This window comes from Pantoea sp. X-Soil-ISGK-285 (genome assembly GCF_059730815.1).
Genome location: NZ_AP035938.1, coordinates 3,657,570 through 3,681,893, shown reverse-complemented (window position 1 = coordinate 3,681,893; position 24,324 = coordinate 3,657,570). Strand labels below are relative to the sequence as shown.

The 24,324-nt window shown below is 52.2% G+C and carries 28 protein-coding genes, 2 tRNA genes and 4 rRNA genes; 26 read left to right on the top strand and 8 right to left on the bottom strand.

Going from position 1 to position 24,324, the window contains the following annotated elements:
* Positions 1-4 precede the first annotated feature (4 nt).
* The 14 genes from rplR to AC6I8B_RS17300 all read left to right on the top strand — a co-directional run bounded on the left by rplR (position 5) and on the right by AC6I8B_RS17300 (position 7,167).
* Positions 5-358 (top strand): 50S ribosomal protein L18, encoded by a 354-nt coding sequence (gene rplR / locus AC6I8B_RS17365; protein ID WP_003850163.1) that lies wholly within the window; start codon positions 5-7, stop codon positions 356-358.
* Between the two features lie 14 nt (positions 359-372).
* Positions 373-873, top strand: a complete 501-nt coding sequence (gene rpsE, locus AC6I8B_RS17360) for a 30S ribosomal protein S5 (protein WP_003850164.1) — start codon at positions 373-375, stop codon at positions 871-873.
* Between the two features lie 5 nt (positions 874-878).
* The gene (gene rpmD, locus AC6I8B_RS17355) at positions 879-1,058 is read left to right on the top strand and encodes a 50S ribosomal protein L30 (protein ID WP_003850166.1); all 180 of its coding nucleotides are present in this window, start codon (positions 879-881) and stop codon (positions 1,056-1,058) included.
* Positions 1,059-1,061: 3 nt separating this feature from the next.
* A complete protein-coding gene (gene rplO, locus AC6I8B_RS17350) occupies positions 1,062-1,496 on the top strand; it encodes a 50S ribosomal protein L15 (RefSeq protein WP_003850168.1) in 435 nt (144 codons plus the stop codon).
* Between the two features lie 7 nt (positions 1,497-1,503).
* Entirely contained in the window at positions 1,504-2,835 is a 1,332-nt protein-coding gene (secY, locus tag AC6I8B_RS17345; RefSeq protein ID WP_003850175.1) for a preprotein translocase subunit SecY, read from the top strand.
* 32 nt (positions 2,836-2,867) lie between these two features.
* Positions 2,868-2,984 (top strand): 50S ribosomal protein L36, encoded by a 117-nt coding sequence (gene rpmJ, locus AC6I8B_RS17340; RefSeq protein ID WP_010252805.1) that lies wholly within the window; start codon positions 2,868-2,870, stop codon positions 2,982-2,984.
* A 146-nt stretch (positions 2,985-3,130) separates the two neighbouring features.
* Complete coding sequence (rpsM, locus tag AC6I8B_RS17335) at positions 3,131-3,487, top strand: 30S ribosomal protein S13 (RefSeq protein WP_003850176.1); 357 nt, start codon at positions 3,131-3,133, stop codon at positions 3,485-3,487.
* A gap of 16 nt (positions 3,488-3,503) precedes the next feature.
* Positions 3,504-3,893, top strand: a complete 390-nt coding sequence (rpsK, locus tag AC6I8B_RS17330) for a 30S ribosomal protein S11 (protein ID WP_004160563.1) — start codon at positions 3,504-3,506, stop codon at positions 3,891-3,893.
* A gap of 33 nt (positions 3,894-3,926) precedes the next feature.
* The gene (rpsD, locus tag AC6I8B_RS17325; RefSeq protein WP_008927131.1) at positions 3,927-4,547 is read left to right on the top strand and encodes a 30S ribosomal protein S4; all 621 of its coding nucleotides are present in this window, start codon (positions 3,927-3,929) and stop codon (positions 4,545-4,547) included.
* 25 nt (positions 4,548-4,572) lie between these two features.
* Positions 4,573-5,562, top strand: a complete 990-nt coding sequence (locus AC6I8B_RS17320) for a DNA-directed RNA polymerase subunit alpha (RefSeq protein ID WP_003850179.1) — start codon at positions 4,573-4,575, stop codon at positions 5,560-5,562.
* 40 nt (positions 5,563-5,602) lie between these two features.
* Entirely contained in the window at positions 5,603-5,989 is a 387-nt protein-coding gene (gene rplQ, locus AC6I8B_RS17315) for a 50S ribosomal protein L17 (protein ID WP_003850180.1), read from the top strand.
* A gap of 96 nt (positions 5,990-6,085) precedes the next feature.
* Positions 6,086-6,457 (top strand): DnaJ family domain-containing protein, encoded by a 372-nt coding sequence (locus AC6I8B_RS17310; RefSeq protein WP_052272166.1) that lies wholly within the window; start codon positions 6,086-6,088, stop codon positions 6,455-6,457.
* On the top strand, positions 6,458-6,874 hold the full coding sequence (gene zntR / locus AC6I8B_RS17305; RefSeq protein WP_010252765.1) for a Zn(2+)-responsive transcriptional regulator: 417 nt from the start codon (positions 6,458-6,460) through the stop codon (positions 6,872-6,874).
* A gap of 59 nt (positions 6,875-6,933) precedes the next feature.
* Positions 6,934-7,167, top strand: coding sequence for an alternative ribosome-rescue factor A (locus AC6I8B_RS17300; protein ID WP_010252762.1), 234 nt, complete (start codon positions 6,934-6,936; stop codon positions 7,165-7,167).
* Here AC6I8B_RS17300 and mscL read toward each other — a convergent pair whose 3' ends face one another.
* The 5 genes from mscL to def all read right to left on the bottom strand — a co-directional run bounded on the left by mscL (position 7,168) and on the right by def (position 11,926).
* Positions 7,168-7,578 carry a large-conductance mechanosensitive channel protein MscL gene (gene mscL, locus AC6I8B_RS17295; RefSeq protein WP_022625142.1) on the bottom strand — a complete coding sequence of 137 codons (411 nt, stop codon included), beginning with the start codon at positions 7,576-7,578 and terminating at the stop codon, positions 7,168-7,170.
* 124 nt (positions 7,579-7,702) lie between these two features.
* Positions 7,703-9,079 carry a Trk system potassium transporter TrkA gene (gene trkA, locus AC6I8B_RS17290; RefSeq protein WP_010252756.1) on the bottom strand — a complete coding sequence of 459 codons (1,377 nt, stop codon included), beginning with the start codon at positions 9,077-9,079 and terminating at the stop codon, positions 7,703-7,705.
* A gap of 18 nt (positions 9,080-9,097) precedes the next feature.
* Positions 9,098-10,399 carry a 16S rRNA (cytosine(967)-C(5))-methyltransferase RsmB gene (gene rsmB / locus AC6I8B_RS17285; RefSeq protein WP_022625143.1) on the bottom strand — a complete coding sequence of 434 codons (1,302 nt, stop codon included), beginning with the start codon at positions 10,397-10,399 and terminating at the stop codon, positions 9,098-9,100.
* Between the two features lie 49 nt (positions 10,400-10,448).
* On the bottom strand, positions 10,449-11,393 hold the full coding sequence (fmt, locus tag AC6I8B_RS17280; protein WP_033772966.1) for a methionyl-tRNA formyltransferase: 945 nt from the start codon (positions 11,391-11,393) through the stop codon (positions 10,449-10,451).
* 20 nt (positions 11,394-11,413) lie between these two features.
* Positions 11,414-11,926, bottom strand: coding sequence for a peptide deformylase (gene def / locus AC6I8B_RS17275; RefSeq protein WP_010252747.1), 513 nt, complete (start codon positions 11,924-11,926; stop codon positions 11,414-11,416).
* 115 nt (positions 11,927-12,041) lie between these two features.
* Between def and dprA the strand changes: the two genes are divergently transcribed.
* The 6 genes from dprA to AC6I8B_RS17245 are packed head-to-tail and all read left to right on the top strand — an operon-like array spanning position 12,042 to position 15,836.
* Positions 12,042-13,166: a DNA-protecting protein DprA gene (dprA, locus tag AC6I8B_RS17270; protein ID WP_157353846.1), complete on the top strand. Its 1,125-nt coding sequence runs from the start codon at positions 12,042-12,044 to the stop codon at positions 13,164-13,166.
* Positions 13,138-13,611 (top strand): DUF494 family protein Smg, encoded by a 474-nt coding sequence (gene smg, locus AC6I8B_RS17265; protein ID WP_010252741.1) that lies wholly within the window; start codon positions 13,138-13,140, stop codon positions 13,609-13,611. Before dprA ends, smg begins: the two co-directional genes overlap by 29 nt.
* 24 nt (positions 13,612-13,635) lie before the next feature.
* On the top strand, positions 13,636-14,184 hold the full coding sequence (locus AC6I8B_RS17260; RefSeq protein ID WP_064691125.1) for a DNA topoisomerase family protein: 549 nt from the start codon (positions 13,636-13,638) through the stop codon (positions 14,182-14,184).
* Between the two features lie 3 nt (positions 14,185-14,187).
* Positions 14,188-14,760 carry an L-threonylcarbamoyladenylate synthase type 1 TsaC gene (gene tsaC, locus AC6I8B_RS17255; RefSeq protein ID WP_010252735.1) on the top strand — a complete coding sequence of 191 codons (573 nt, stop codon included), beginning with the start codon at positions 14,188-14,190 and terminating at the stop codon, positions 14,758-14,760.
* Between the two features lie 3 nt (positions 14,761-14,763).
* On the top strand, positions 14,764-15,582 hold the full coding sequence (aroE, locus tag AC6I8B_RS17250) for a shikimate dehydrogenase (RefSeq protein WP_157353844.1): 819 nt from the start codon (positions 14,764-14,766) through the stop codon (positions 15,580-15,582).
* Positions 15,579-15,836, top strand: a complete 258-nt coding sequence (locus AC6I8B_RS17245; protein WP_033772956.1) for a DUF1488 family protein — start codon at positions 15,579-15,581, stop codon at positions 15,834-15,836. Before aroE ends, AC6I8B_RS17245 begins: the two co-directional genes overlap by 4 nt.
* Here AC6I8B_RS17245 and AC6I8B_RS17240 read toward each other — a convergent pair.
* The gene (locus AC6I8B_RS17240) at positions 15,803-16,357 is read right to left on the bottom strand and encodes a gamma carbonic anhydrase family protein (RefSeq protein ID WP_157353990.1); all 555 of its coding nucleotides are present in this window, start codon (positions 16,355-16,357) and stop codon (positions 15,803-15,805) included. The genes AC6I8B_RS17245 and AC6I8B_RS17240 overlap by 34 nt on opposite strands.
* Before the next feature lie 490 nt (positions 16,358-16,847).
* On the opposite strand from AC6I8B_RS17240, the gene AC6I8B_RS17235 reads away from it, so the two are divergent.
* From AC6I8B_RS17235 to rrf (AC6I8B_RS17210), 6 genes are all read left to right on the top strand, one after another.
* Positions 16,848-18,387: ribosomal RNA gene (locus AC6I8B_RS17235) — 16S ribosomal RNA — on the top strand.
* Positions 18,388-18,475: 88 nt separating this feature from the next.
* Positions 18,476-18,550 (top strand) — tRNA-Glu (locus AC6I8B_RS17230).
* A 231-nt stretch (positions 18,551-18,781) separates the two neighbouring features.
* A 23S ribosomal RNA gene (locus tag AC6I8B_RS17225) occupies positions 18,782-21,690 on the top strand.
* A 211-nt stretch (positions 21,691-21,901) separates the two neighbouring features.
* A 5S ribosomal RNA gene (gene rrf, locus AC6I8B_RS17220) occupies positions 21,902-22,017 on the top strand.
* 13 nt (positions 22,018-22,030) lie between these two features.
* A tRNA-Thr gene (locus AC6I8B_RS17215) sits at positions 22,031-22,106 on the top strand.
* A gap of 34 nt (positions 22,107-22,140) precedes the next feature.
* Positions 22,141-22,256 (top strand): 5S ribosomal RNA (gene rrf, locus AC6I8B_RS17210).
* The 16S, 23S and 5S rRNA genes sit together here with 2 tRNA genes alongside, the layout of an rRNA operon.
* A 194-nt stretch (positions 22,257-22,450) precedes the next feature.
* On the opposite strand, the gene AC6I8B_RS17205 is transcribed toward rrf (AC6I8B_RS17210), so the two are convergent.
* On the bottom strand, positions 22,451-23,212 hold the full coding sequence (locus AC6I8B_RS17205) for an amino acid ABC transporter ATP-binding protein (RefSeq protein WP_010699823.1): 762 nt from the start codon (positions 23,210-23,212) through the stop codon (positions 22,451-22,453).
* 8 nt (positions 23,213-23,220) lie between these two features.
* Positions 23,221-24,321 (bottom strand): amino acid ABC transporter permease, encoded by a 1,101-nt coding sequence (locus AC6I8B_RS17200; RefSeq protein ID WP_010255980.1) that lies wholly within the window; start codon positions 24,319-24,321, stop codon positions 23,221-23,223.
* Between the last annotated feature and the right edge of the window lie 3 nt (positions 24,322-24,324).

Genomic DNA, 24,324 nt, shown 5'->3' with positions numbered 1-24,324 from the left:
CACTATGGATAAGAAATCTGCTCGTATCCGTCGTGCGACCCGTGCACGTCGCAAGCTCAAAGAGCTGGGTGCTACTCGCCTGGTGGTACATCGTACCCCGCGTCATATTTACGCACAGGTAATCGCCCCGAACGGTTCCGAAGTTCTGGTCGCTGCTTCTACTGTAGAAAAAGCTATCACTGAACAACTGAAGTATACCGGTAATAAAGAAGCCGCAGCTGCAGTAGGTAAAGCTATCGCAGAACGCGCAATCGAAAAAGGCATCACTGGTGTTTCTTTCGACCGTTCCGGTTTCCAATATCATGGTCGCGTCCAGGCACTGGCAGATGCTGCCCGTGAAGCTGGCCTTCAGTTCTAAGGTAGAGGTCTAAGATGGCACACATCGAGAAACAAGCTGGCGAACTGCAGGAAAAACTGATCGCGGTAAACCGTGTTTCTAAAACTGTTAAAGGTGGTCGTATCTTCTCCTTCACAGCACTGACTGTGGTAGGCGATGGTAATGGTCGCGTAGGTTTTGGTTACGGTAAAGCGCGTGAAGTTCCAGCAGCGATCCAGAAAGCGATGGAGAAAGCCCGTCGCAACATGGTTAACGTCGCGCTGACCAACGGCACCCTGCAGCACCCAGTTAAAGGTGCACACACGGGTTCCCGCGTGTTCATGCAGCCGGCTTCAGAAGGTACCGGTATTATTGCCGGTGGTGCAATGCGCGCCGTTCTGGAAGTCGCTGGAGTTCATAACGTACTGGCAAAAGCCTATGGTTCTACTAACCCGATTAACGTGGTTCGTGCAACTATCGACGGCCTGGGCAATATGAAATCTCCGGAAATGGTCGCTGCTAAGCGTGGTAAATCCGTTGAAGAAATTCTGGGGTAATCACGATGGCTAAGACTATTAAAATCACTCAAACCCGTAGTTCAATCGGCCGCTTGCCTAAGCATAAAGCCACTCTGGTTGGCCTGGGTCTGCGTCGTATTGGCCACACCGTTGAGCGTGAAGACACGCCTGCAGTACGCGGTATGGTTAACGCGGTTTCCTATATGGTTAAAGTGGAGGAGTAAGAGATGCGTTTAAATACTCTGTCTCCGGCCGAAGGGTCTAAGCACGCTACCAAGCGTCTGGGTCGTGGTATCGGTTCTGGCCTCGGAAAAACCGGTGGTCGTGGTCACAAAGGTCAGAACTCACGTTCTGGCGGTGGCGTACGTCGCGGTTTCGAAGGTGGTCAGATGCCTCTGTACCGTCGTCTGCCGAAGTTCGGTTTCACCTCTCGCAAAGCAATGATCACTACAGAGATTCGTCTGTCTGATCTGGCGAAAGTTGAAGGCGGTATCGTCGACCTGAACGCGCTGAAAGCAGCCAACATTGTCGGTGTTCAGATTGAATTCGTTAAAGTAATTCTGTCTGGTGAAGTTTCTACACCGGTAACGGTTCGCGGTCTGCGTGTCACCAAAGGTGCACGTGCTGCAATCGAAGCTGCTGGCGGTAAAATCGAGGAATAAGTAGCAGATGGCTAAACAACCGGGATTAGATTTTCAAAGTGCCAAGGGTGGCTTTGGTGAGCTGAAACGCAGACTGCTGTTTGTAATCGGCGCACTCATTGTCTTCCGTATTGGCTCTTTTATTCCAATCCCTGGTATTGATGCCACTGTACTTGCCAAACTGCTTGAGCAACAGCGTGGCACCATCATTGAAATGTTTAACATGTTCTCTGGTGGTGCTCTGAGCCGTGCTTCTATTTTCGCACTGGGCATCATGCCGTATATTTCGGCATCGATTATCATCCAGTTATTAACGGTGGTTCATCCAGCGTTAGCGGAAATTAAGAAAGAAGGGGAGGCTGGCCGTCGTAAGATTAGCCAGTACACCCGATACGGTACGTTGGTATTGGCCATATTTCAGTCGATCGGTATTGCTACCGGTCTGCCGAATATGCCAGGGATGCAAGGCCTGGTAATGAATCCAGGCTTTGCTTTCTACTTTACCGCTGTTGTGAGTCTGGTCTCAGGAACGATGTTCCTGATGTGGCTGGGCGAACAGATTACTGAACGTGGTATCGGTAACGGTATTTCGATCATTATCTTCGCAGGTATCGTTGCGGGTCTCCCGCCGGCCATTGGCCATACCATCGAGCAAGCGCGGCAAGGCGACCTGCACTTCCTTCTGTTGCTGTTGGTTGCAGTACTCGTATTCGCAGTGACCTTCTTTGTTATCTTTGTTGAACGTGGTCAACGCCGCATTGTGGTGAACTACGCAAAACGTCAGCAAGGTCGTCGCGTTTACGCTGCACAGAGCACACATTTACCGTTGAAAGTGAACATGGCAGGCGTCATTCCAGCCATTTTTGCTTCCAGCATTATTCTGTTCCCGGCAACGATTGCATCGTGGTTTGGGGGCGGTACCGGTTGGAACTGGCTGACAACAATTTCGCTGTATTTGCAGCCAGGACAGCCGCTTTATGTGCTACTCTATGCGACTGCAATCATCTTCTTCTGTTTCTTCTATACGGCGTTGGTTTTCAACCCACGTGAAACAGCAGATAACCTGAAGAAGTCTGGTGCATTCGTACCGGGAATTCGTCCGGGAGAGCAAACGGCGAAGTATATTGATAAAGTAATGACGCGATTGACCTTAATCGGCGCTCTCTACATTACGTTTATCTGCCTTATCCCGGAGTTCATGCGTGATGCGATGAAGGTTCCCTTCTACTTTGGCGGTACTTCACTGCTTATCGTAGTTGTCGTCATCATGGACTTTATGGCTCAAGTGCAAACTCTGATGATGTCAAGTCAGTACGAGTCGGCACTGAAGAAAGCTAACCTGAAAGGCTACGGCCGTTAATTCAGTTGGTTGAGAAGTTACGGAGAGTAAAAATGAAAGTTCGTGCTTCCGTCAAGAGATTATGTCGTAACTGCAAAATCATTCGTCGCGACGGTGTCGTCCGTGTGATCTGCAGCGCCGAGCCAAAGCATAAACAGCGCCAAGGCTGATTTTGTCACATATTTTTCTTGCAAAGTCGGGTTGAGCTGGCTAGATTAGCCAGCCAATCTTTTGTATGTCAGTGCGTTTCCATTTGAGTATCCTGAAAACGGGCTTTTCAGCATGGGACGTGCTTGTTTAATTATAGGAGTGCATAGTGGCCCGTATAGCAGGCATTAACATTCCTGATCAAAAACATACCGTTATCGCATTAACTTCGATCTTCGGTATCGGTAAAACTCGTTCTAAAGCCATCTGCGCTTCAACGGGTATTGCTGAAAATGTTAAGATCAGTGAGCTGTCTGAAGAACAAATTGATCAGCTGCGTGATGCAGTTGCGAAATTCGTTGTAGAAGGTGATCTGCGCCGTGAAATCACCCTGAGCATCAAGCGTCTTATGGACCTTGGTTGCTACCGTGGTTTGCGCCATCGTCGTGGTCTTCCGGTTCGCGGTCAGCGTACTAAGACCAACGCACGTACCCGTAAGGGTCCGCGTAAACCGATCAAGAAATAATCGGGGTGAGTAAATAATGGCAAAGGCACCAGTTCGTGCACGTAAGCGTGTAAGAAAACAAGTCTCAGATGGCGTGGCTCATGTCCATGCTTCTTTTAACAACACCATCGTTACCATTACTGATCGTCAGGGTAACGCACTGGGTTGGGCAACCGCCGGTGGTTCCGGTTTCCGCGGTTCACGTAAATCCACTCCGTTTGCTGCTCAGGTCGCTGCAGAGCGCTGTGCAGAAGCGGTAAAAGATTACGGAATTAAGAACCTGGAAGTTATGGTAAAGGGTCCGGGTCCAGGTCGCGAATCTACGATTCGTGCTTTGAACGCCGCTGGTTTCCGCATCACTAATATTACTGATGTGACTCCGATCCCTCATAACGGTTGTCGTCCGCCGAAAAAACGTCGCGTATAACGCCCGTTTTTTTAGGATAGTTGGAGAAAGAAAATGGCAAGATATTTGGGTCCTAAGCTCAAGCTGAGCCGTCGTGAGGGCACTGACTTATTCCTTAAGTCTGGCGTTCGCGCGATTGATTCCAAGTGTAAGATTGAACAAGCCCCTGGTCAGCATGGTGCGCGTAAACCGCGTCTGTCTGATTACGGCGGTCAGTTACGTGAAAAGCAAAAAGTTCGTCGTATCTACGGCGTGCTGGAGCGTCAGTTCCGTAACTATTATAAAGAAGCAGCTCGTCTGAAAGGCAACACCGGTGAAAACCTGTTGGCTCTGCTGGAAGGTCGTCTGGACAACGTAGTTTATCGTATGGGCTTTGGTGCCACTCGTGCAGAAGCACGTCAGCTGGTTAGCCATAAGTCTGTTCTGGTAAATGGCCGCGTTGTTAACATCGCTTCTTATCAGGTATCTCCGAATGATGTCGTTAGCATCCGTGAGAAAGCCAAAAAGCAATCTCGCGTGAAGGCCGCTCTGGAGCTGGCTGAGCAGCGTGAAAAGCCAACCTGGCTGGAAGTTGATGCGACTAAGATGGAAGGTGTGTTCAAGCGTATTCCTGAACGTACTGATCTGTCTGCGGACATTAACGAACACCTGATCGTCGAGCTTTACTCCAAGTAAGGCTTAGTACCAAAGAGAGGACACAATGCAGGGTTCTGTGACAGAGTTTCTAAAACCGCGCCTGGTAGATATCGAGCAAGTGAGTTCGACGCACGCCAAGGTGACCCTTGAGCCTTTAGAGCGTGGCTTTGGCCATACTCTTGGTAACGCACTGCGCCGTATTCTGCTTTCATCCATGCCGGGTTGCGCGGTGACCGAGGTTGAAATTGATGGTGTACTTCATGAGTACAGCACCAAAGAGGGAGTACAGGAAGATATCCTGGAAATCCTGCTCAACCTGAAAGGGCTGGCGGTAAGAGTTCAGGGGAAAGATGAAGTTATTCTGACCTTGAATAAATCTGGCATTGGCCCTGTGACTGCAGCCGACATTACCCATGATGGTGATGTCGAAATCGTCAAGCCTCAGCATGTCATTTGCCATCTGACCGATGAGAACGCTGCTATCAGCATGCGTATCAAAGTTCAGCGTGGTCGTGGCTATGTGCCGGCTTCTGCCCGAATTCATTCGGAAGAAGATGAGCGCCCAATCGGCCGCCTGTTAGTTGACGCTTGCTACAGCCCTGTAGACCGTATCGCCTACAATGTTGAAGCAGCGCGTGTAGAGCAGCGCACCGACCTGGACAAGCTGGTCATCGAAATGGAAACCAACGGCACAATCGATCCTGAAGAGGCGATTCGTCGTGCGGCAACCATTCTGGCAGAACAACTTGAAGCTTTCGTTGACTTACGTGATGTACGTCAGCCGGAAGTTAAAGAAGAGAAACCAGAATTCGATCCGATCCTGCTGCGCCCTGTTGACGATCTGGAATTGACTGTCCGCTCTGCTAACTGCCTTAAGGCAGAAGCTATCCACTACATCGGTGATCTGGTACAGCGTACCGAGGTTGAGCTGCTTAAAACGCCTAACCTTGGTAAAAAATCTCTTACCGAGATTAAAGATGTGCTGGCTTCGCGTGGTCTTTCTCTGGGCATGCGCCTCGAGAACTGGCCGCCAGCAAGCATTGCTGATGAATAATCAGATCACAGGTTAAGGTTTCACTGAGAAGGATAAGGTCATGCGCCATCGTAAGAGTGGTCGTCAACTGAACCGCAACAGCAGCCATCGTCAGGCTATGTTCCGCAACATGGCCGGTTCTCTGGTTCGTCATGAGATCATCAAAACGACTCTGCCGAAAGCCAAAGAACTGCGTCGCGTAGTTGAGCCGCTGATTACTCTTGCCAAGACCGACAGCGTAGCTAATCGTCGTCTGGCATTCGCCCGTACTCGTGATAACGAGATCGTGGCAAAACTGTTTAATGAGCTGGGCCCGCGTTTCGCGAGCCGTGCCGGTGGTTACACTCGTATTCTGAAGTGTGGCTTCCGTGCTGGTGACAACGCTCCGATGGCTTACATCGAGCTGGTTGATCGTCCAGAAGCTCAAGCAGAAGCAGCCGCAGAGTAATCTGTAGCAACGTAAAAAACCCGCTTCGGCGGGTTTTTTATTGCCAGAAATTTACTACCTTAGAACTTACTCTTTTCATGTTCAAAGGAGCCAACTATGTGGCTGGTTGATGAACTTGCTGAACAGCACATTAAAGCGGCGCTGGAAAAAGGCGAGCTGAGTAATCTTCCCGGCTCTGGTAAGCCGCTGCAGCTGGATGATGACAGTCATGTTCCGCCTGAGTTAAGAGCGGGCTACCGTTTACTGAAAAATTCGGGCTTTCTGCCGCCGGAGCTTGAGCTCAGACGTGAAGCCATGGAAGTTAACGATCTTATTCGCAACCTCGATCCTGCGGATCAAAATTATCAGGATCATTGCCATCGGCTTCAGGTGCTGGAGCTAAGATTACGCCAGGCGGGTATTAGTACCGATTTTCTCCATGGCAGTTATTCCACTGCTATTCAGCATCGTTTCCGCGAGGAAGAGTAAATGTTTCGCATCGGTCAGTTAGCTAAGCTTGCGGAGGTGACGCCAGACACTATCCGTTTTTATGAAAAGCAGCAGATGATGGATCATGATGGTCGTACGGAAGGTGGCTTTCGCCTTTACAGCGAGGGCGATCTTCAGCGTCTGAAATTTATTCGTTATGGTCGTAAACTGGGTTTCAGTCTGGAAGCGATCAGAGAGCTACTTTCGATCCGGGTTGATCCTGCGCATCACACCTGTCAGGAATCAAAAGCGATCGTTGAAAAACGGCTGAGTGAAGTTGCTCAGATGATCGCAGAGTTAGAAACGATGCAGCGTTCCCTGCGACACCTTTCCGATGCCTGTTGTGGTGACAGTCACAGTAGCATTTCGTGCTCAATTCTTGAGGCGCTGGAGCGGGGAGAGGCTTCGAGCAAATAAGCATATTGTTATTTTGCTGCAAAGGAATAGAGTATCAGACCATCTCAACAGGAGGCGTCATGAGTAAATATCAGCACACCAAAGGGCAAATCCGCGATAACGCGATTCAGGCTCTGTTACACGACCCGCTATTTCGGCAACGCATCGAGCAGAAGCAAAAGGGTAAAGGTAGTTTCAAGCGGAAAGAGAAACATGGCAAGGGGACTGGATGGGAGGGCAGTGATAAGAAAGCGTCTTATCACTGCCCTTCTGCTTTTACGGTTAAAAAAACCGCCTGTGCGGCGGCTTATTAACTAGACCCGGGTATTCTGCTGTTTCAGCAGGTCGCGGATTTCAGTCAGCAGAACTTCTTCGTTTGACGGTTTAGCCACTGGCTTCTCTACTTCCTTTTTCTTGTACAGACGATTCATTAACTTGATCGCCATAAAGATTGCGAAAGCGATGATGACAAAATCGAAGATGGTCTGAAGGAAGATACCGTACTGCATTACAACGGCTGGAGCATCACCAACTGCAGGCTTAAGTACCCAGGCGAATGATTTAAAATCGACACCACCAATCAGTAAGCCTAAAGGCGGCATAATGATGTTGGCGACTAACGATGAAACAATTTTACCGAATGCAGCACCGATGATGACACCGACGGCTAAATCCATCACATTGCCGCGCATTGCGAAATCGCGAAACTCTTTGATTAAACTCATACTTATCTCCTTGCCCAAGCCAATGCCATAAAGTCTAACAAACCCTACTGGTTTTGCCATCAACACAGCGAATTAAGCGGCAGTTTTGCGTTCCTTGTGTTCTGTTCGCCTGTAAACGCGGCATTTACAGGAAAAATGGACTCGGCTGGAAGAGACGTTCCACATCTGATACAAACTTCTTGTCGGTCAGGAACATGATGACATGATCACCTTGTTCAATTCGCAGGTTATCATTGGCAATCATCACATCGTCTCCACGAACCACTGCGCCAATAATGGTGCCTGGCGGTAGTTTGATATCATCAATGGAGCGGCCGACCACGCGTGAAGTTGATTCGTCTCCGTGCGCTATCGCTTCGATCGCTTCTGCAATACCGCGTCGTAGCGATGAAACGCCCACGATATCCGCTTTGCGCACATGACCCAGCAGGGCAGAAATCGTGGCCTGCTGAGGTGAAATAGCGATATCGATAACGCTGCCTTGTACCAGATCGACGTAGGCGCGGCGCTGAATCAGCACCATAACCTTCTTCGCCCCCATCTTTTTTGCCAGCATGGCTGACATAATATTGGCTTCATCATCGTTGGTGACGGCGATAAAGAGATCAACCTGATCAACATGTTCTTCAGCGAGAAGTTCCTGATCTGACGCATCGCCATAAAAGACGACTGTGTCGTGAAGATGCTCTGCCAGTTCTGCTGCGCGCTGGGGGTTACGTTCAATCAGCTTCACGCTGTAATTTTTCTCAAGTTTTTGTGCCAGGCCGAAACCGATATTACCGCCACCTACCAGCATAATCCGTTTATAAGGTTTCTCCAGCCGCTGCATTTCACTCATTACCGCACGAATGTTCTGACTGGCTGCAATGAAAAAGACTTCATCACCCGCTTCTACGATGGTTGAACCCTGCGGGCGAATGGGGCGATCCTGACGAAATATAGCGGCTACGCGGGTATCAATGTGTGGCATATGCTCACGCATGATCGATAGCGGATTTCCTACCAGTGGCCCGCCATAATAAGCTTTCACCACGGCGAGGCTGACTTTGCCTTCAGCAAAGTTGACGACCTGCAATGCGCCAGGGTACTGGATTAAACGATAGATATTGTCGATCACCAGCTGTTCAGGCGAGATTAGGTGATCGATAGGCACCGCTTCAGGAATAAATAATTTGTCCGCATCACGCAGATAATCGGCCGCGCGAATACGGGCGATACGATTCGGCGTATTGAAAAGCGAATAAGCAATCTGACAGGCAATCATGTTGGTTTCATCGGAGTTGGTTACGGCAACCAGCATGTCGGCATCTTCCGCACCCGCCTCACGTAAAATTCGTGGATGAGAACCATGACCCTGCACGACGCGAAGATCGAACTTATCCTGCAGGTGACGCAGGCGTGAAGAGTCGGTATCAACCACCGTGATATCGTTGTTTTCACCCACCAGATTTTCTGCCAGGGTTCCGCCAACCTGTCCTGCGCCCAGAATGATTATTTTCATCGCTTATCAATACTCATTTCAGTTTGTACCCGATTTTTTTATCAGCTTAGCGTAGAAGAAACCATCTCCGCCCTCGGCTTCCGGGAATACCTGTAAGCCGTTCGCGGGCGCATCTCTGAGGGGCTCTGCCTGCGCATCATGCTGGCGCTGCAGGAAAGCATCTATCTGTTGATGATTCTCTTCAGGCAGGATGGAACAGGTGGCATAAATCAGTGTACCGCCAGGTTTCAGGTGCAGCCAGATAGCATCAAGAATTTCACCCTGAAGCTTTGCCAGCTCGGCGATATCCCGATCGCGACGCAGCCACTTAATATCGGGATGGCGTCGGATCACACCGGTAGCAGAGCAGGGCGCATCCAGCAGAATACGGTCAAACTGACGATCGCCGCACCACTGTTGCGGCGTTCGTCCATCACCCTGTTTCACGTCTGCTTTCATACCCAGTCGTTGCAGATTCTCATTTACGCGTTTAAGACGCTGCGCATCCACGTCGACGGCCATAACTTCGGCCTGAGGCGCGATTTCAAGGATATGGGTCGTTTTACCGCCGGGCGCAGCGCATAAATCCAGAATCTGTTCGCCGTTTTGGGGCTCAAGCAGCAAGGCACAGCGCTGAGCAGATAAATCCTGCACGGTAACCCAACCCTGATCAAAGCCTGGTAGCTGGCTGACCGGGGCAGGGGCGTCAAGCCGCAGCGCATCCGGCACATCGACAGCAGGCTGTGCATTCCTGCCGCTTTCGGCCAGCATTGCCAGCCACGTGTCACGATCGTGGTGCTGGCGATTAACCCGCAGCCACATCGGCGGACGCAGATTATTTGCTTCGACAATCTGTTGCCATTGTTCCGGCCAGGCATGCTGCAAACGCTTTAGCAGCCATCCCGGATGCAGATAGCGCTGCGGGCCATCCTGAACAGTGGCGAGCAGCTCTTCCCGCTGCCGCTGAAACTGGCGTAATACGCCATTTAATAAGCCTTTCATACTGGTGCGCTTCAGTACTTCGGCGCCCGCGACGGTTTCTGCCAGTGCGGCATGGGCGGGCACTCGGGTATATTCCAGCTGATAAAGCCCGACCATGATCAGATAGTGCAGAACCCGCTGTTTGCCGGTAAGTGGACGCTCCATCAGTTTGCCAATGAGCGCTTCCAGCTGCGGTAATGTGCGCAATACGCCAAAACAGATCTCCTGCACTAACGCGCTATCTTTGTCAGAGAGCTTTTTCTGGGCGGCTGGCAGTGCCGTATTCAGGGATTCGCCCTTGTCGACCACACGCTCAATAAGTTGAGCCGAGAGGCTACGCAGGTTGATAGATTTAGTCATAGGGTTTTGTCATCAAACAAAAGGCCCGGTGAGGGACCGGGCCTGAGAGTCAGTCCAGAAGGGTTCCAGGTTCAAACCATTCCCGGCGCGAGTTGAGAAGATCCTGAGCCGACATCGGTTTTTTACCGGCGGGCTGCAACTGGAGCAGGTTCAGTACGCCCTGAGCCGTCGCCACCTGGATGCCATGCTTGTCAGCATGGATAATTTCACCAGGCGCACGATCGCAGTGGGGCAGAACGCTTGCCTGCCAGACTTTAACCGGCTGATCTTCAATGGTGAAAAAGCTCATCGGCCACGGGTTAAAAGCGCGAATACAACGCTCAAGCTGTTCTGCAGAGAGTGTCCAGTCAAGACGTGCCTCCTCTTTACTGAGTTTCTCAGCATAGTTGGCCAGCGTTTCATCCTGTTTTTCAGGTGTAGCCTGCTGAGTGGTCAGTAATGTCAGCGTATCCAGCAGCCCCTGTGGGCCAAGCTGTGCCAGCTTGTCATACAGCGTGGCACTGGTATCCTGGGCAGTAATCGGACAGGCCAGCTTATGCAGCATATCGCCGGTATCCAGTCCCACGTCCATCTGCATGATGGTCACGCCGGTTTCGCTGTCGCCAGCCCAGAGCGCACGTTGAATAGGCGCAGCTCCACGCCAGCGTGGCAGCAGTGAGCCATGGACATTGATGCATCCCAGACGTGGCATATCAAGCACGGCCTTGGGCAGAATTAATCCGTAGGCCACAACCACCATCACATCGGCCTTGAGGTCAGCAACCAGTTGCTGATTTTCTTCAGGTCGCAGTGACTTAGGCTGATAAACCGGAATGTCATGTGCCATCGCCAGCGTTTTGACCGGGCCTGGCGTTAATTTGTTACCGCGACCAGCAGGACGGTCGGGTTGGGTGAATACGGCGATAACCTGATGTTCAGAAGCAAGCAGCGCGTCAAGATGACGCGCTGCAAAGTCAGGTGTGCCAGCAAAGATGATTTTTAGCGGGGCAGACACGTTTATCCCTTATTAAGATCTCAGGAAGCCTGCGCGTTCTGACGCGCCAGTTTCTCTAATTTATTTTTGATCCGTTGCCGCTTTAAAGGCGACAGATAATCGATAAACAGTTTGCCTTCCAGATGATCGATCTCATGCTGGATACAGATGGCCAGTAACTCGCTGGCTTCCAGTTCGAAACTTTTACCCTCGCGATCCAGTGCACGGACCTTTACCCGCTCGGCACGCGGAACAAATGCGCGCTGTTCCGGAATAGAGAGGCAACCCTCTTCAATGCCGGTTTCACCACTTTTTTCCAGCAGCTCAGGGTTAATCAGCACTAAACGCTCTTCACGACTTTCAGAGACGTCAATCACGATAATGCGCTGATGAATATCGACCTGCGTAGCCGCAAGACCGATACCTTCTTCGGCATACATCGTCTCGAACATATCATCAACGATACGCTGAATGTCTGCGTTAACTTCTTTAACGGGCGCAGCAACTTTGCGAAGACGCTCGTCAGGGAAATGTAATACCTGCAAAACTGACATAAATATCCAGATCTGTATTCGGTTAAGAAAAGATTACTACCTTATATTGTAGACTTTTCGAGGCCTGATTGACAGCATTCTGCGGCAGGAAGCAAGGGCGATCAGGGAGCTGAAGATGGACAAAATAGCGCAGTCTGTACGGCTGGCCGCCGTCACTGGAATGACAGGAAAACGCTGGGTTGATGTGGCGCAGCAAATAGGTGCCGGACAGACAGACAGGGAGCAGCTTATCCGGCTTGGCTTAGATGAGAGCCAGTGCCAGCAATATGATGATTTTAATGAAAATAATCTCACAGAAGTCTATTCCTGGCTGGATCAGAGTCCGGCTCATCATCTGGTGACTGCTCTGGACGCGGCCTATCCTGCCCGTCTTAAAGAAACCAACCGCTTTCCGCCGCTGCTCTATATTGATGGCGATCCTGCGCTTATCAGCACACCACAGTTAGCGGTGGTGGGCAGCCGAAACTGTTCACACTATGGCCGCTACTGGTGCGACTGGTTTACCCAGCACTTAAGCCTCAGCGGTCTGACCATTACCAGCGGACTGGCAAGGGGTATTGATGGTGTTGCGCATCAGGCAGCACTCAACGTAGGCGGTAAAACGGTGGCCGTGTTAGGTAGTGGTTTGCAGCGGCTCTATCCCAGCAATCATGCCCATCTTGCCGCAGAGATCGTTGAACAGGGTGGTGCGGTAGTTTCTGAGTTTCCGCTGACGACCCTGCCGCATCCACTTAATTTTCCGCGCCGTAATCGTATTATCAGCGGCCTGAGCCATGGGGTGCTGGTGGTAGAAGCCTCGCTGAAGAGTGGTTCCCTGGTAACGGCGCGGTATGGGCTGGAGCAAAATCGTAATGTCTATGCCTTACCTGGCGCGCTCGGTAACCCGTTAAGCGAAGGCGTAAACTGGCTGATTCAGCAGGGGGCGCTGCTGGTGGCCCATCCCCATAACATCGTGGAAGATCTGGCAAGTGCACTTAACTGGCTGCCGATGACACCGGCCGATGAAATTTATTCTGAGGTGAGTGACGATGCTCCATTGCCATTTGCTGATGTGTTGGCTAACGTAGGTGATGATGTTACACCTGTTGACGTTGTCGCTGAACGTGCCGGCCAATCTGTGCCAGTTATCTCAGCTCAGTTGCTGGAACTGGAGTTAGCAGGATGGATCGCAGCTGTACCCGGCGGCTATGTCCGATTGAGGAGGGCATGCCATGTTCGACGTACTGATGTATTTGTTTGAGACATATATCCACAACGAAGCAGAAATGGGTGTTGATCAGGACAGATTGACAGACGACCTGACGGATGCCGGGTTCCATCGTGAAGATATTTACAGTGCGCTGAACTGGTTAGAAAGATTGGCTGACTATCAGGAAGGACTGGTTGCGCCAATTTTACTGACAAATGATCCGCTCTCCATGCGTATTTATACCGATGAAGAGAGCAAACGTTTAGATGCTGACAGCCGTGGTTTCCTGCTGTTCCTGGAGCAGATTCAGGTGCTGAACCTGGAAACGCGTGAAATGGTCATCGAACGCATTATGGCGCTGGATACCTCTGAGTTTGACCTGGAGGATCTCAAATGGGTGGTACTGATGGTGTTGTTCAACATTCCCGGATGTGAAAATGCCTATCAGCAGATGGAAGAACTGCTATTCGACGCCAATGAAGGTATGCTGCATTAAATTTCCTTTCATGCATTGATCGCTATGAGTAAAGCTGCACTCTTCACCGTGCGTAAACAGGATCCCTGCCCCGCTTGCGGGGCAGAACTGGTTATCCGCTCCGGTAAACACGGTCCTTTTCTGGGCTGCGCGAACTACCCGGCATGCGACTACATTCGACCCTTAAAGGGTCAGGCCGATGGTCATGTGGTCAAAGTGCTGGAAGGCCACGCCTGTCCCGAATGCGGTGCGGATAAAGTGTTGCGGCAGGGGCGATTTGGCATGTTCATTGGCTGTAGCCTCTATCCGGAATGCGGATACACCGAAACCATCGACAAACCAGATGAAACCTCGCTGGCCTGTCCACAGTGCCATGAAGGCCGGTTAGTTCAGCGGCGCTCCCGTTACGGCAAAACGTTTCACTCCTGCGATCGCTATCCAGCCTGCCAGTTTGTTGTGAATCTGACACCCATTGCCGGAATCTGTCCTTATTGCCAGTATCCGCTATTAGTTGAAAAAAAGACGGCCCAAGGGATCAAACGCTTTTGCGCCAGTAAAAGTTGTGGCAAAGCCATTGCTGAAGAGAATTCATAGACCATGGAAAATCAACACCTCGCCGATTCACTTGAAACCTGCCTAGAGCAGCTGAATCGACAGGCGGTCATCGCCTATCCTACTGAAGCCGTATTTGGTCTGGGCTGTGACCCTGACAGTGAATCTGCCGTCATGGCTTTACTGGCACTGAAACAGCGTCCGGTAGAAAAGGGGCTTATCCTGATTGCGGCTGATTACACCCAGCTGGAACCTTACATCTCCGCTCGGGAACTGTCTGTGATCCAGCGTGAGCGGATGTTTGCATGCTGGCCCGGCCCGGTGACCTTTGTCGTACCCGTTCCGCCACAAACGCCTCGCTGGCTTACCGGACAGTTTGATTCACTGGCCATTCGCGTCAGTGACCATCCTGATGTGCAGGCCCTTTGCCGCGCATTTGGTAAACCGCTGGTCTCAACCAGTGCAAATCTGTCAGGCCTGCCTCCCTGCCGAACGGCTGAAGAAGTGAAGCAGCAGTTTGGTGAGCAGTTCCCGGTTCTGTCGGGAAAAACAGGTGGGCGGCTCAATCCCTCTGAAATCCGCGATGTCATCAGCGGCGAACTTATACGTCAGGGCTAATTCATGGATCAATTCGCCGTTTTCGGTAATCCGATCAACCACAGTAAATCTCCGCTGATCCATCAGGCTTTTGCTGAACAGACGGGCGTTGAACATCGCTATGGTCGGATTTGTGCCCCGATTGATGGTTTTCCTCAGGCGCTCTCTGCCTTTTTCGAACAGGGAGGTCGTGGTGCCAACGTGACGTTACCTTTTAAACAGCAGGCATGGGAATTTGCCGATCAGCTCAGCGAACGTGCAGCCCTGTCCGGCGCGGTAAACACGGTGAAAAAACTCAGCGATGGGCAGATCCTGGGTGACAACACGGATGGTATCGGGCTGTTAAGCGATCTTGAACGGCTGAAGATGATCAACTCTGGTGACAAGGTATTGCTGGTGGGGGCGGGCGGTGCTGCACGTGGGGTCATTCTGCCGCTTCTCTCAGCAGGCGTGACACTCACTGTTGTTAACCGTACCGCCGCGCGGGCGGAAGAGCTGGCTGGCCTGTTTGCAGCGAGCGGCACTATCCGCGCATGTGGTTTTGAGCAGCTGGCAGATCAGCACTTTGATCTGATCATTAATGCGACCTCAAGCGGCGTGAATGGCGAAACCCCTCCTTTACCTGCAGCAGTCATTCATGCTGATGTGCGCTGTTATGACATGTTTTATCAAAGCGGGCTGACGCCTTTCCTGCGCTGGTGTCAGGCGCAGGGCACGGCTCATCTGGCAGATGGTTTGGGCATGCTGGTGGGGCAGGCTGCTCATGCCTTCTATCTGTGGCACGGTGTGATGCCGGAAATCGCACCGGTGATTACCCAGCTTAAACAGGCCATGCAGCCATGAATCAGGCGATACAGTTTCCTGATGATGAAACCTATAATGCTGAACTGAACGCGGTCTGTTTCCCGGTGCTGGTCAACGGCATGCGGCTGACCTGTGCAATCAGCGGGAAGTCGCTGGCCTCACGTTTTGGTGAAGGGGAGGCGATGGCGCTGTTTCAGCACCATCGCTGGGATCTGGAAGATGAGGCCGAAGCGGCTATCCGTCAGGATAATATTGATGCTCAGGGCTGGATCTGGTTATCTCCCGCCAGGTAATCATCTTTCCAGGCGACATAATTATTAGCGGAATAGCGTAAACCTTCCTTCTCATTGTCATTCAGCGGCCTGATCTGCCTGACCGGACTACCCAGATAGAGATAGCCGCTCTCCAGTCTTTTACCTGGCGGCACCAGACTTCCGGCACCAATCATTACCTCTTCTTCTACTATTACGCCATCAAGCAGAATCGATCCCATTCCGACCAGCACGCGATCGCCAATGGTACAGCCGTGCAACATCGCTTTATGCCCGACCGTGACATCCTCGCCAATAATAAGAGGGAAGCCTTGCGGGTTAGACGCTGATTTATGCGTAACGTGCAGAACGCTGCCGTCCTGTACATTAGTACGGGCACCAATGCGGACCTGATTCACATCACCCCTGATCGCAACCAGCGGCCAGATGCTCACGTCGTCCCCCATTATGACATCACCGACCACAACACTGCTTGGATCGACCATAACGCGCTGGCCAGTTTGCGGGAAAAGGGCTTTATATGGACGTAGGGCGGAAGCCATCATGTTCTCCTTTGTTCTGTTTTCAATGCAGCCTGATGCGATTTCAGGCAGCTGACAAGCCAATTCTGGCCTGGATCGCTGGCGATCTCATCAATCTGGATCATTTATAACCGTTCAGATAAAAGATCCAAAAAAAGGGTTGTGCTCTGAAACGGGATCCCTATAATGCGCCTCCATCGACACGGAACACCGGCAACGGGAAGCGGGTTGAGAGGCACAGGAGACTGCGCCGCCGGAGAAAAACTTCTGAAATAGAGGTTGACTCTGCAGGAGGAAAGCGTAATATACGCCACCTCGCGACAGGACGCTAACGCACTGTTCGCACTGCTCTTTAACAATTTATCAGACAATCTGTGTGGGCACTCGCAGGATTGATATCAGCGTCTCCGGACGTAAAAAAATATCAAGCCTCACGAGTGAACACATAATGAAATTCATTATGACGTTTTACAGATGAGCACCGCTTAACTTGTTTAAGCAAATCAAACTTAAATTGAAGAGTTTGATCATGGCTCAGATTGAACGCTGGCGGCAGGCCTAACACATGCAAGTCGGACGGTAGCACAGAGAGCTTGCTCTCGGGTGACGAGTGGCGGACGGGTGAGTAATGTCTGGGGATCTGCCCGATAGAGGGGGATAACCACTGGAAACGGTGGCTAATACCGCATAACGTCGCAAGACCAAAGAGGGGGACCTTCGGGCCTCTCACTATCGGATGAACCCAGATGGGATTAGCTAGTAGGCGGGGTAATGGCCCACCTAGGCGACGATCCCTAGCTGGTCTGAGAGGATGACCAGCCACACTGGAACTGAGACACGGTCCAGACTCCTACGGGAGGCAGCAGTGGGGAATATTGCACAATGGGCGCAAGCCTGATGCAGCCATGCCGCGTGTATGAAGAAGGCCTTCGGGTTGTAAAGTACTTTCAGCGGGGAGGAAGGCGATGCGGTTAATAACCGCGTCGATTGACGTTACCCGCAGAAGAAGCACCGGCTAACTCCGTGCCAGCAGCCGCGGTAATACGGAGGGTGCAAGCGTTAATCGGAATTACTGGGCGTAAAGCGCACGCAGGCGGTCTGTTAAGTCAGATGTGAAATCCCCGGGCTTAACCTGGGAACTGCATTTGAAACTGGCAGGCTTGAGTCTTGTAGAGGGGGGTAGAATTCCAGGTGTAGCGGTGAAATGCGTAGAGATCTGGAGGAATACCGGTGGCGAAGGCGGCCCCCTGGACAAAGACTGACGCTCAGGTGCGAAAGCGTGGGGAGCAAACAGGATTAGATACCCTGGTAGTCCACGCCGTAAACGATGTCGACTTGGAGGTTGTTCCCTTGAGGAGTGGCTTCCGGAGCTAACGCGTTAAGTCGACCGCCTGGGGAGTACGGCCGCAAGGTTAAAACTCAAATGAATTGACGGGGGCCCGCACAAGCGGTGGAGCATGTGGTTTAATTCGATGCAACGCGAAGAACCTTACCTACTCTTGACATCCACGGAATTTGGCAGAGATGCCTTAGTGCCTTCGGGAACCGTGAGACAGGTGCTGCATGGCTGTCGTCAGCTCGTGTTGTGAAATGTTGGGTTAAGTCCCGCAACGAGCGCAACCCTTATCCTTTGTTGCCAGCGATTCGGTCGGGAACTCAAAGGAGACTGCCGGTGATAAACCGGAGGAAGGTGGGGATGACGTCAAGTCATCATGGCCCTTACGAGTAGGGCTACACACGTGCTACAATGGCGCATACAAAGAGAAGCGACCTCGCGAGAGCAAGCGGACCTCACAAAGTGCGTCGTAGTCCGGATCGGAGTCTGCAACTCGACTCCGTGAAGTCGGAATCGCTAGTAATCGTGGATCAGAATGCCACGGTGAATACGTTCCCGGGCCTTGTACACACCGCCCGTCACACCATGGGAGTGGGTTGCAAAAGAAGTAGGTAGCTTAACCTTCGGGAGGGCGCTTACCACTTTGTGATTCATGACTGGGGTGAAGTCGTAACAAGGTAACCGTAGGGGAACCTGCGGTTGGATCACCTCCTTACCTGAAGATACCTTCCCGCGCAGTGTCCACACAGATTGTCTGATAAAAAGTAATGAGCAGGACGGCTGCGAAGTCGTGACACTTTTGTGTCCCCTTCGTCTAGCGGTTAGGACTCCGCCCTTTCACGGCGGCAACAGGGGTTCGAATCCCCTAGGGGACGCCACCTGCTTGGTGACAGGTGAAAGGTGTCTCCATACAGTATCTCAAAACCGATTTGGTTGCGTAAGCAGCCGGGCCGCGTTTGAGATATTTGCTCTTTAACAATCCGGAACAAGCTGAAAATTGAAACGACGCAGCGCGTCATTCCTCCGTAATTAAGGAATGACTTGGCGATGCGTTCGAGTCTCTCAAATGCTTGCAATTCGCAGCGTTGTAAAACGCCTGTGGGTTGTGAGGTTAAGCGACTAAGCGTACACGGTGGATGCCCAGGCAGTCAGAGGCGATGAAGGACGTGCTAATCTGCGTAAAGCGACGGTAAGGTGATATGAACCGCTACAGCCGTCGATGTCCGAATGGGGAAACCCGGTGCACTCTGTGCATCATTGCAGCATGAATACATAGTGCTGCAAGGCGAACCGGGGGAACTGAAACATCTAAGTACCCCGAGGAAAAGAAATCAACCGAGATTCCCCCAGTAGCGGCGAGCGAACGGGGAGCAGCCCAGAGCCTGAATCAGTTTGTGTGTTAGTGGAAGCGTCTGGAAAGTCGCAGGGTACAGGGTGATACTCCCGTACACAAAAGCACACATGCTGTGAGCTCGATGAGTAAGGCGGGACACGTGGTATCCTGTCTGAATATGGGGGGACCATCCTCCAAGGCTAAATACTCCTGACTGACCGATAGTGAACCAGTACCGTGAGGGAAAGGCGAAAAGAACCCCGGCGAGGGGAGTGAAACAGAACCTGAAACCGTGTACGTACAAGCAGTGGGAGCCTTCTTTATGGGGGTGACTGCGTACCTTTTGTATAATGGGTCAGCGACTTATATTCTGTAGCAAGGTTAACCGTATAGGGGAGCCGCAGGGAAACCGAGTCTTAACTGGGCGTTAAGTTGCAGGGTATAGACCCGAAACCCGGTGATCTAGCCATGGGCAGGTTGAAGGTTGGGTAACACTAACTGGAGGACCGAACCGACTAATGTTGAAAAATTAGCGGATGACCTGTGGCTGGGGGTGAAAGGCCAATCAAACCGGGAGATAGCTGGTTCTCCCCGAAAGCTATTTAGGTAGCGCCTCGTGAACTCATCTTCGGGGGTAGAGCACTGTTTCGGCTAGGGGGCCATCCCGGCTTACCAACCCGATGCAAACTGCGAATACCGAAGAATGTTATCACGGGAGACACACGGCGGGTGCTAACGTCCGTCGTGAAGAGGGAAACAACCCAGACCGCCAGCTAAGGTCCCAAAGTCATGGTTAAGTGGGAAACGATGTGGGAAGGCACAGACAGCCAGGATGTTGGCTTAGAAGCAGCCATCATTTAAAGAAAGCGTAATAGCTCACTGGTCGAGTCGGCCTGCGCGGAAGATGTAACGGGGCTAAACCATGCACCGAAGCTGCGGCAGCGACGCTTATGCGTTGTTGGGTAGGGGAGCGTTCTGTAAGCCGTCGAAGGTGTGCTGTGAGGCATGCTGGAGGTATCAGAAGTGCGAATGCTGACATAAGTAACGATAAAGCGGGTGAAAAGCCCGCTCGCCGGAAGACCAAGGGTTCCTGTTCAACGTTAATCGGAGCAGGGTGAGTCGACCCCTAAGGCGAGGCCGAAAGGCGTAGTCGATGGGAAACAGGTTAATATTCCTGTACTCGGTGTTACTGCGAAGGGGGGACGGAGAAGGCTATATCAGCCGGGCGACGGTTGTCCCGGTTTAAGCGTGTAGGCGGAGTGTCCAGGTAAATCCGGACGCTTGTTAACGCTGAGGCGTGACGACGAGGCACTACGGTGCTGAAGTGATAAATGCCCAGCTTCCAGGAAAAGCCTCTAAGCATCAGGTAACACAGAATCGTACCCCAAACCGACACAGGTGGTCAGGTAGAGAATACCAAGGCGCTTGAGAGAACTCGGGTGAAGGAACTAGGCAAAATGGTGCCGTAACTTCGGGAGAAGGCACGCTGGCGCGTAGGTGGAGGGACCTGCTCCCCGAGCCGAAGCCAGTCGAAGATACCAGCTGGCTGCAACTGTTTATTAAAAACACAGCACTGTGCAAACACGAAAGTGGACGTATACGGTGTGACGCCTGCCCGGTGCCGGAAGGTTAATTGATGGGGTTATCCGTAAGGAGAAGCTCTTGATCGAAGCCCCGGTAAACGGCGGCCGTAACTATAACGGTCCTAAGGTAGCGAAATTCCTTGTCGGGTAAGTTCCGACCTGCACGAATGGCGTAATGATGGCCAGGCTGTCTCCACCCGAGACTCAGTGAAATTGAACTCGCTGTGAAGATGCAGTGTACCCGCGGCAAGACGGAAAGACCCCGTGAACCTTTACTACAGCTTGACACTGAACATTGAGCCTTGATGTGTAGGATAGGTGGGAGGCTTTGAAGCGCGGACGCCAGTCTGCGTGGAGCCAACCTTGAAATACCACCCTTTAATGTTTGATGTTCTAACGTAGGCCCGTAATCCGGGCTGCGGACAGTGTCTGGTGGGTAGTTTGACTGGGGCGGTCTCCTCCTAAAGAGTAACGGAGGAGCACGAAGGTCAGCTAATCACGGTCGGACATCGTGAGGTTAGTGCAATGGCATAAGCTGGCTTGACTGCGAGAGTGACGGCTCGAGCAGGTGCGAAAGCAGGTCATAGTGATCCGGTGGTTCTGAATGGAAGGGCCATCGCTCAACGGATAAAAGGTACTCCGGGGATAACAGGCTGATACCGCCCAAGAGTTCATATCGACGGCGGTGTTTGGCACCTCGATGTCGGCTCATCACATCCTGGGGCTGAAGTAGGTCCCAAGGGTACGGCTGTTCGCCGTTTAAAGTGGTACGCGAGCTGGGTTTAGAACGTCGTGAGACAGTTCGGTCCCTATCTGCCGTGGGCGCTGGAGAATTGAGGGGGGTTGCTCCTAGTACGAGAGGACCGGAGTGAACGCACCACTGGTGTTCGGGTTGTCATGCCAATGGCATTGCCCGGTAGCTAAGTGCGGAAAAGATAAGTGCTGAAAGCATCTAAGCACGAAACTTGCCCCGAGATGAGTTCTCCCTGACTCCTTGAGAGTCCTGAAGGGACGTTGAAGACTACGACGTTGATAGGCCGGGTGTGTAAGCGCAGCGATGCGTTGAGCTAACCGGTACTAATGACCCGTGAGGCTTAACCTTACAACGCCAGAGGCGTTTTTGAGAGACAGAATTTCAGCTTGTTAACCGGATACAGTTGTGTCCTGCGGACTGAAGTCCGAAGGATTTTGCGCTGAGGCAAGGCGGCAACCGAGCGATACGAAGGAGCATACTGAAGTATGTGACGGAGTAGCGCGAGGGCGGCCAACGCAGCATCAGCACAAAAGACACAGGACAGAGCACAAAGAATTTGCCTGGCGGCTTTAGCGCGGTGGTCCCACCTGACCCCATGCCGAACTCAGAAGTGAAACGCCGTAGCGCCGATGGTAGTGTGGGGTCTCCCCATGCGAGAGTAGGGAACTGCCAGGCTCAAATTTAGTGTGCTGATATGGCTCAGTTGGTAGAGCGCACCCTTGGTAAGGGTGAGGTCCCCAGTTCGACTCTGGGTATCAGCACCAGTTAAGACACGAGTTCGGTAAATAAAAGAATTTGCCTGGCGGCTGTAGCGCGGTGGTCCCACCTGACCCCATGCCGAACTCAGAAGTGAAACGCCGTAGCGCCGATGGTAGTGTGGGGTCTCCCCATGCGAGAGTAGGGAACTGCCAGGCATCAAATAAGAGAGAGCCCTTTGCGTATGCGAAGGGCTTTTTTCGTTGTGGCAAACCGCGATAAAACTCCCTCTTCACAGCGTATCTGTCTGTCTATTCATAACAGCAACAGGTCAGTAAGCATATTAAAGCGGCTGTTCAGGCCATAAAAAAACCCGGCACCAGGCCGGGTAGTGAGATAACTGAACGTCTGATCAGTGAATAACCTGCGATAGAAACGCCCGGGTACGCTCCGATTTTGGATTCGCAAAAAACTCCTGCGGTGGCGCGACTTCGACGATCTCTCCCCGATCCATAAAGATCACCCGGTCAGCCACCGTTCGGGCAAAGCCCATCTCATGGGTGACGCACAGCATAGTCATCCCATCCTCCGCCAGACCAATCATCGTATCCAGCACCTCTTTAACCATCTCAGGATCCAGCGCTGACGTGGGCTCATCAAACAGCATAATTTTGGGCTTCATACAGAGTGAGCGGGCGATGGCGACACGCTGCTGCTGTCCGCCAGAGAGCTGGCCCGGAAACTTATGTGCATGCTCGGCAATACGCACGCGTTGCAGATAGTGCATGGCCAGCTCATCAGCTTCCTTCTTTGGAATCTTTCTTACCCAGGAAGGTGCCAGCGTGCAGTTTTGCAGTACGGTCAGATGCGGAAAGAGATTGAAGTGCTGGAAGACCATACCGACTTCGGTGCGCACGCGCTCAATGTTACGAACGTCATCATTAAGATGGATACCGTCAACAACAATGCGGCCCTGCTGATGCTCTTCCAGATGGTTGATACAGCGGATCGTCGTCGATTTGCCGGAGCCGGAAGGTCCGCACAGTACGATGCGTTCACGGGGTTTAACCTGCAGGTTGATGTCTTTCAGTACATGGAATTGCCCGTACCATTTATTCACGTTCTCAAGCGAGATCATCAACGCGTCGGAAGAGTGTGTCATAGAGTCAGTCATGTAAAACCTCAGTGCGATGTACGCCCGGTGTGAAAGCGCTTTTCCAGATACTGGCTGTAGCGCGACATGCTAAAACAGAAGATCCAATAGACCAGTGCAGCAAAGACATAACCTTCGGTCGACATCCCCAGCCAGGTCGGATCGACCGTTGCCTGCTGGACGCTGCTGAACAGATCGAAAAGACCAATGATGATGACCAGGCTGGTATCTTTAAACAGTGCGATGATGGTATTGACCAGGCCGGGAATAGTGAGCTTCAGCGCCTGGGGCAGAATAACCAGCATCTGCGTCTTCCAGTAGCCCAGCGCCAGAGATTCGGCTGCTTCGTACTGACCTTTCGGCAGTGCCTGCAGGCCACCGCGAACCACCTCTGCCACATAGGCGGACTGGAACAGAATGACGCCGACCAGCGCGCGCACCAGCTTGTCGATGTTAGTGCCTTCAGACATAAACAGCGGCAGCATCACGGATGACATAAATAGCACGGTAATCAGCGGCACGCCGCGCCAGAACTCAATAAAGATAATCGACAGCGTGCGCACGACCGGCATGCGTGAGCGACGGCCCAGCGCCAGCAAAATACCCAGCGGCAGCGCACCGGCAATACCCACTGACGCAATAATCAGCGTCAGCGTTAATCCGCCCCATTGACGTGTTTCGACACGTTCCAGCCCCAGATAGCCGCCATACAGCAGAAACCAGACAATCACCGGATAGATGACAGCCCAGGCAGCAATGTAGCGTCCACGATACGGCAGGCTCTTCAGGAACATCGGCACAATCGACAGCAGGCCGATCACCAGCGCCAGGTTAATACGCCAGCGCAACTCATGCGGGTAAAGCCCATACATGAACTGGCCGAAACGAGCATGGATAAAGACCCAACAGGCACCCTCTTTGGTGCAATCGGCGCGCGTGGTGCCGATCCAGTTTGCCTGAAAGACCAGCCAGTTCAGCGCGGGTGGAATGACGTGCCAGATAACCCAGATGCAAAACAGCGTCAGTAGCGTATTAAACCAGCTGGAAAACAGGTTTTTACGAGCCCAAAACCAGGCGCGACTGACCAGAGTCGTCGGGACGGGGGGCGTTTCATGCGTAGTCACAGACATAGT

What these genes read in the sequence shown, in the direction of transcription:
- rplR (WP_003850163.1), top strand. Translation starts at nt 5, where the DNA reads ATGGATAAGAAATCTGCTCGTATCCGTCGTGCGACCCGTGCACGTCGC.
- rpsE (WP_003850164.1), top strand. Translation starts at nt 373, where the DNA reads ATGGCACACATCGAGAAACAAGCTGGCGAACTGCAGGAAAAACTGATC.
- rpmD (WP_003850166.1), top strand. Translation starts at nt 879, where the DNA reads ATGGCTAAGACTATTAAAATCACTCAAACCCGTAGTTCAATCGGCCGC.
- rplO (WP_003850168.1), top strand. Translation starts at nt 1,062, where the DNA reads ATGCGTTTAAATACTCTGTCTCCGGCCGAAGGGTCTAAGCACGCTACC.
- secY (WP_003850175.1), top strand. Translation starts at nt 1,504, where the DNA reads ATGGCTAAACAACCGGGATTAGATTTTCAAAGTGCCAAGGGTGGCTTT.
- rpmJ (WP_010252805.1), top strand. Translation starts at nt 2,868, where the DNA reads ATGAAAGTTCGTGCTTCCGTCAAGAGATTATGTCGTAACTGCAAAATC.
- rpsK (WP_004160563.1), top strand. Translation starts at nt 3,504, where the DNA reads ATGGCAAAGGCACCAGTTCGTGCACGTAAGCGTGTAAGAAAACAAGTC.
- rpsD (WP_008927131.1), top strand. Translation starts at nt 3,927, where the DNA reads ATGGCAAGATATTTGGGTCCTAAGCTCAAGCTGAGCCGTCGTGAGGGC.
- AC6I8B_RS17320 (WP_003850179.1), top strand. Translation starts at nt 4,573, where the DNA reads ATGCAGGGTTCTGTGACAGAGTTTCTAAAACCGCGCCTGGTAGATATC.
- rplQ (WP_003850180.1), top strand. Translation starts at nt 5,603, where the DNA reads ATGCGCCATCGTAAGAGTGGTCGTCAACTGAACCGCAACAGCAGCCAT.
- AC6I8B_RS17310 (WP_052272166.1), top strand. Translation starts at nt 6,086, where the DNA reads ATGTGGCTGGTTGATGAACTTGCTGAACAGCACATTAAAGCGGCGCTG.
- zntR (WP_010252765.1), top strand. Translation starts at nt 6,458, where the DNA reads ATGTTTCGCATCGGTCAGTTAGCTAAGCTTGCGGAGGTGACGCCAGAC.
- AC6I8B_RS17300 (WP_010252762.1), top strand. Translation starts at nt 6,934, where the DNA reads ATGAGTAAATATCAGCACACCAAAGGGCAAATCCGCGATAACGCGATT.
- mscL (WP_022625142.1), bottom strand. Translation starts at nt 7,578, where the DNA reads ATGAGTTTAATCAAAGAGTTTCGCGATTTCGCAATGCGCGGCAATGTG.
- trkA (WP_010252756.1), bottom strand. Translation starts at nt 9,079, where the DNA reads ATGAAAATAATCATTCTGGGCGCAGGACAGGTTGGCGGAACCCTGGCA.
- rsmB (WP_022625143.1), bottom strand. Translation starts at nt 10,399, where the DNA reads ATGACTAAATCTATCAACCTGCGTAGCCTCTCGGCTCAACTTATTGAG.
- def (WP_010252747.1), bottom strand. Translation starts at nt 11,926, where the DNA reads ATGTCAGTTTTGCAGGTATTACATTTCCCTGACGAGCGTCTTCGCAAA.
- dprA (WP_157353846.1), top strand. Translation starts at nt 12,042, where the DNA reads ATGGACAAAATAGCGCAGTCTGTACGGCTGGCCGCCGTCACTGGAATG.
- smg (WP_010252741.1), top strand. Translation starts at nt 13,138, where the DNA reads ATGTTCGACGTACTGATGTATTTGTTTGAGACATATATCCACAACGAA.
- AC6I8B_RS17260 (WP_064691125.1), top strand. Translation starts at nt 13,636, where the DNA reads ATGAGTAAAGCTGCACTCTTCACCGTGCGTAAACAGGATCCCTGCCCC.
- tsaC (WP_010252735.1), top strand. Translation starts at nt 14,188, where the DNA reads ATGGAAAATCAACACCTCGCCGATTCACTTGAAACCTGCCTAGAGCAG.
- aroE (WP_157353844.1), top strand. Translation starts at nt 14,764, where the DNA reads ATGGATCAATTCGCCGTTTTCGGTAATCCGATCAACCACAGTAAATCT.
- AC6I8B_RS17245 (WP_033772956.1), top strand. Translation starts at nt 15,579, where the DNA reads ATGAATCAGGCGATACAGTTTCCTGATGATGAAACCTATAATGCTGAA.
- AC6I8B_RS17240 (WP_157353990.1), bottom strand. Translation starts at nt 16,357, where the DNA reads ATGGCTTCCGCCCTACGTCCATATAAAGCCCTTTTCCCGCAAACTGGC.
- AC6I8B_RS17205 (WP_010699823.1), bottom strand. Translation starts at nt 23,212, where the DNA reads ATGACTGACTCTATGACACACTCTTCCGACGCGTTGATGATCTCGCTT.
- AC6I8B_RS17200 (WP_010255980.1), bottom strand. Translation starts at nt 24,321, where the DNA reads ATGTCTGTGACTACGCATGAAACGCCCCCCGTCCCGACGACTCTGGTC.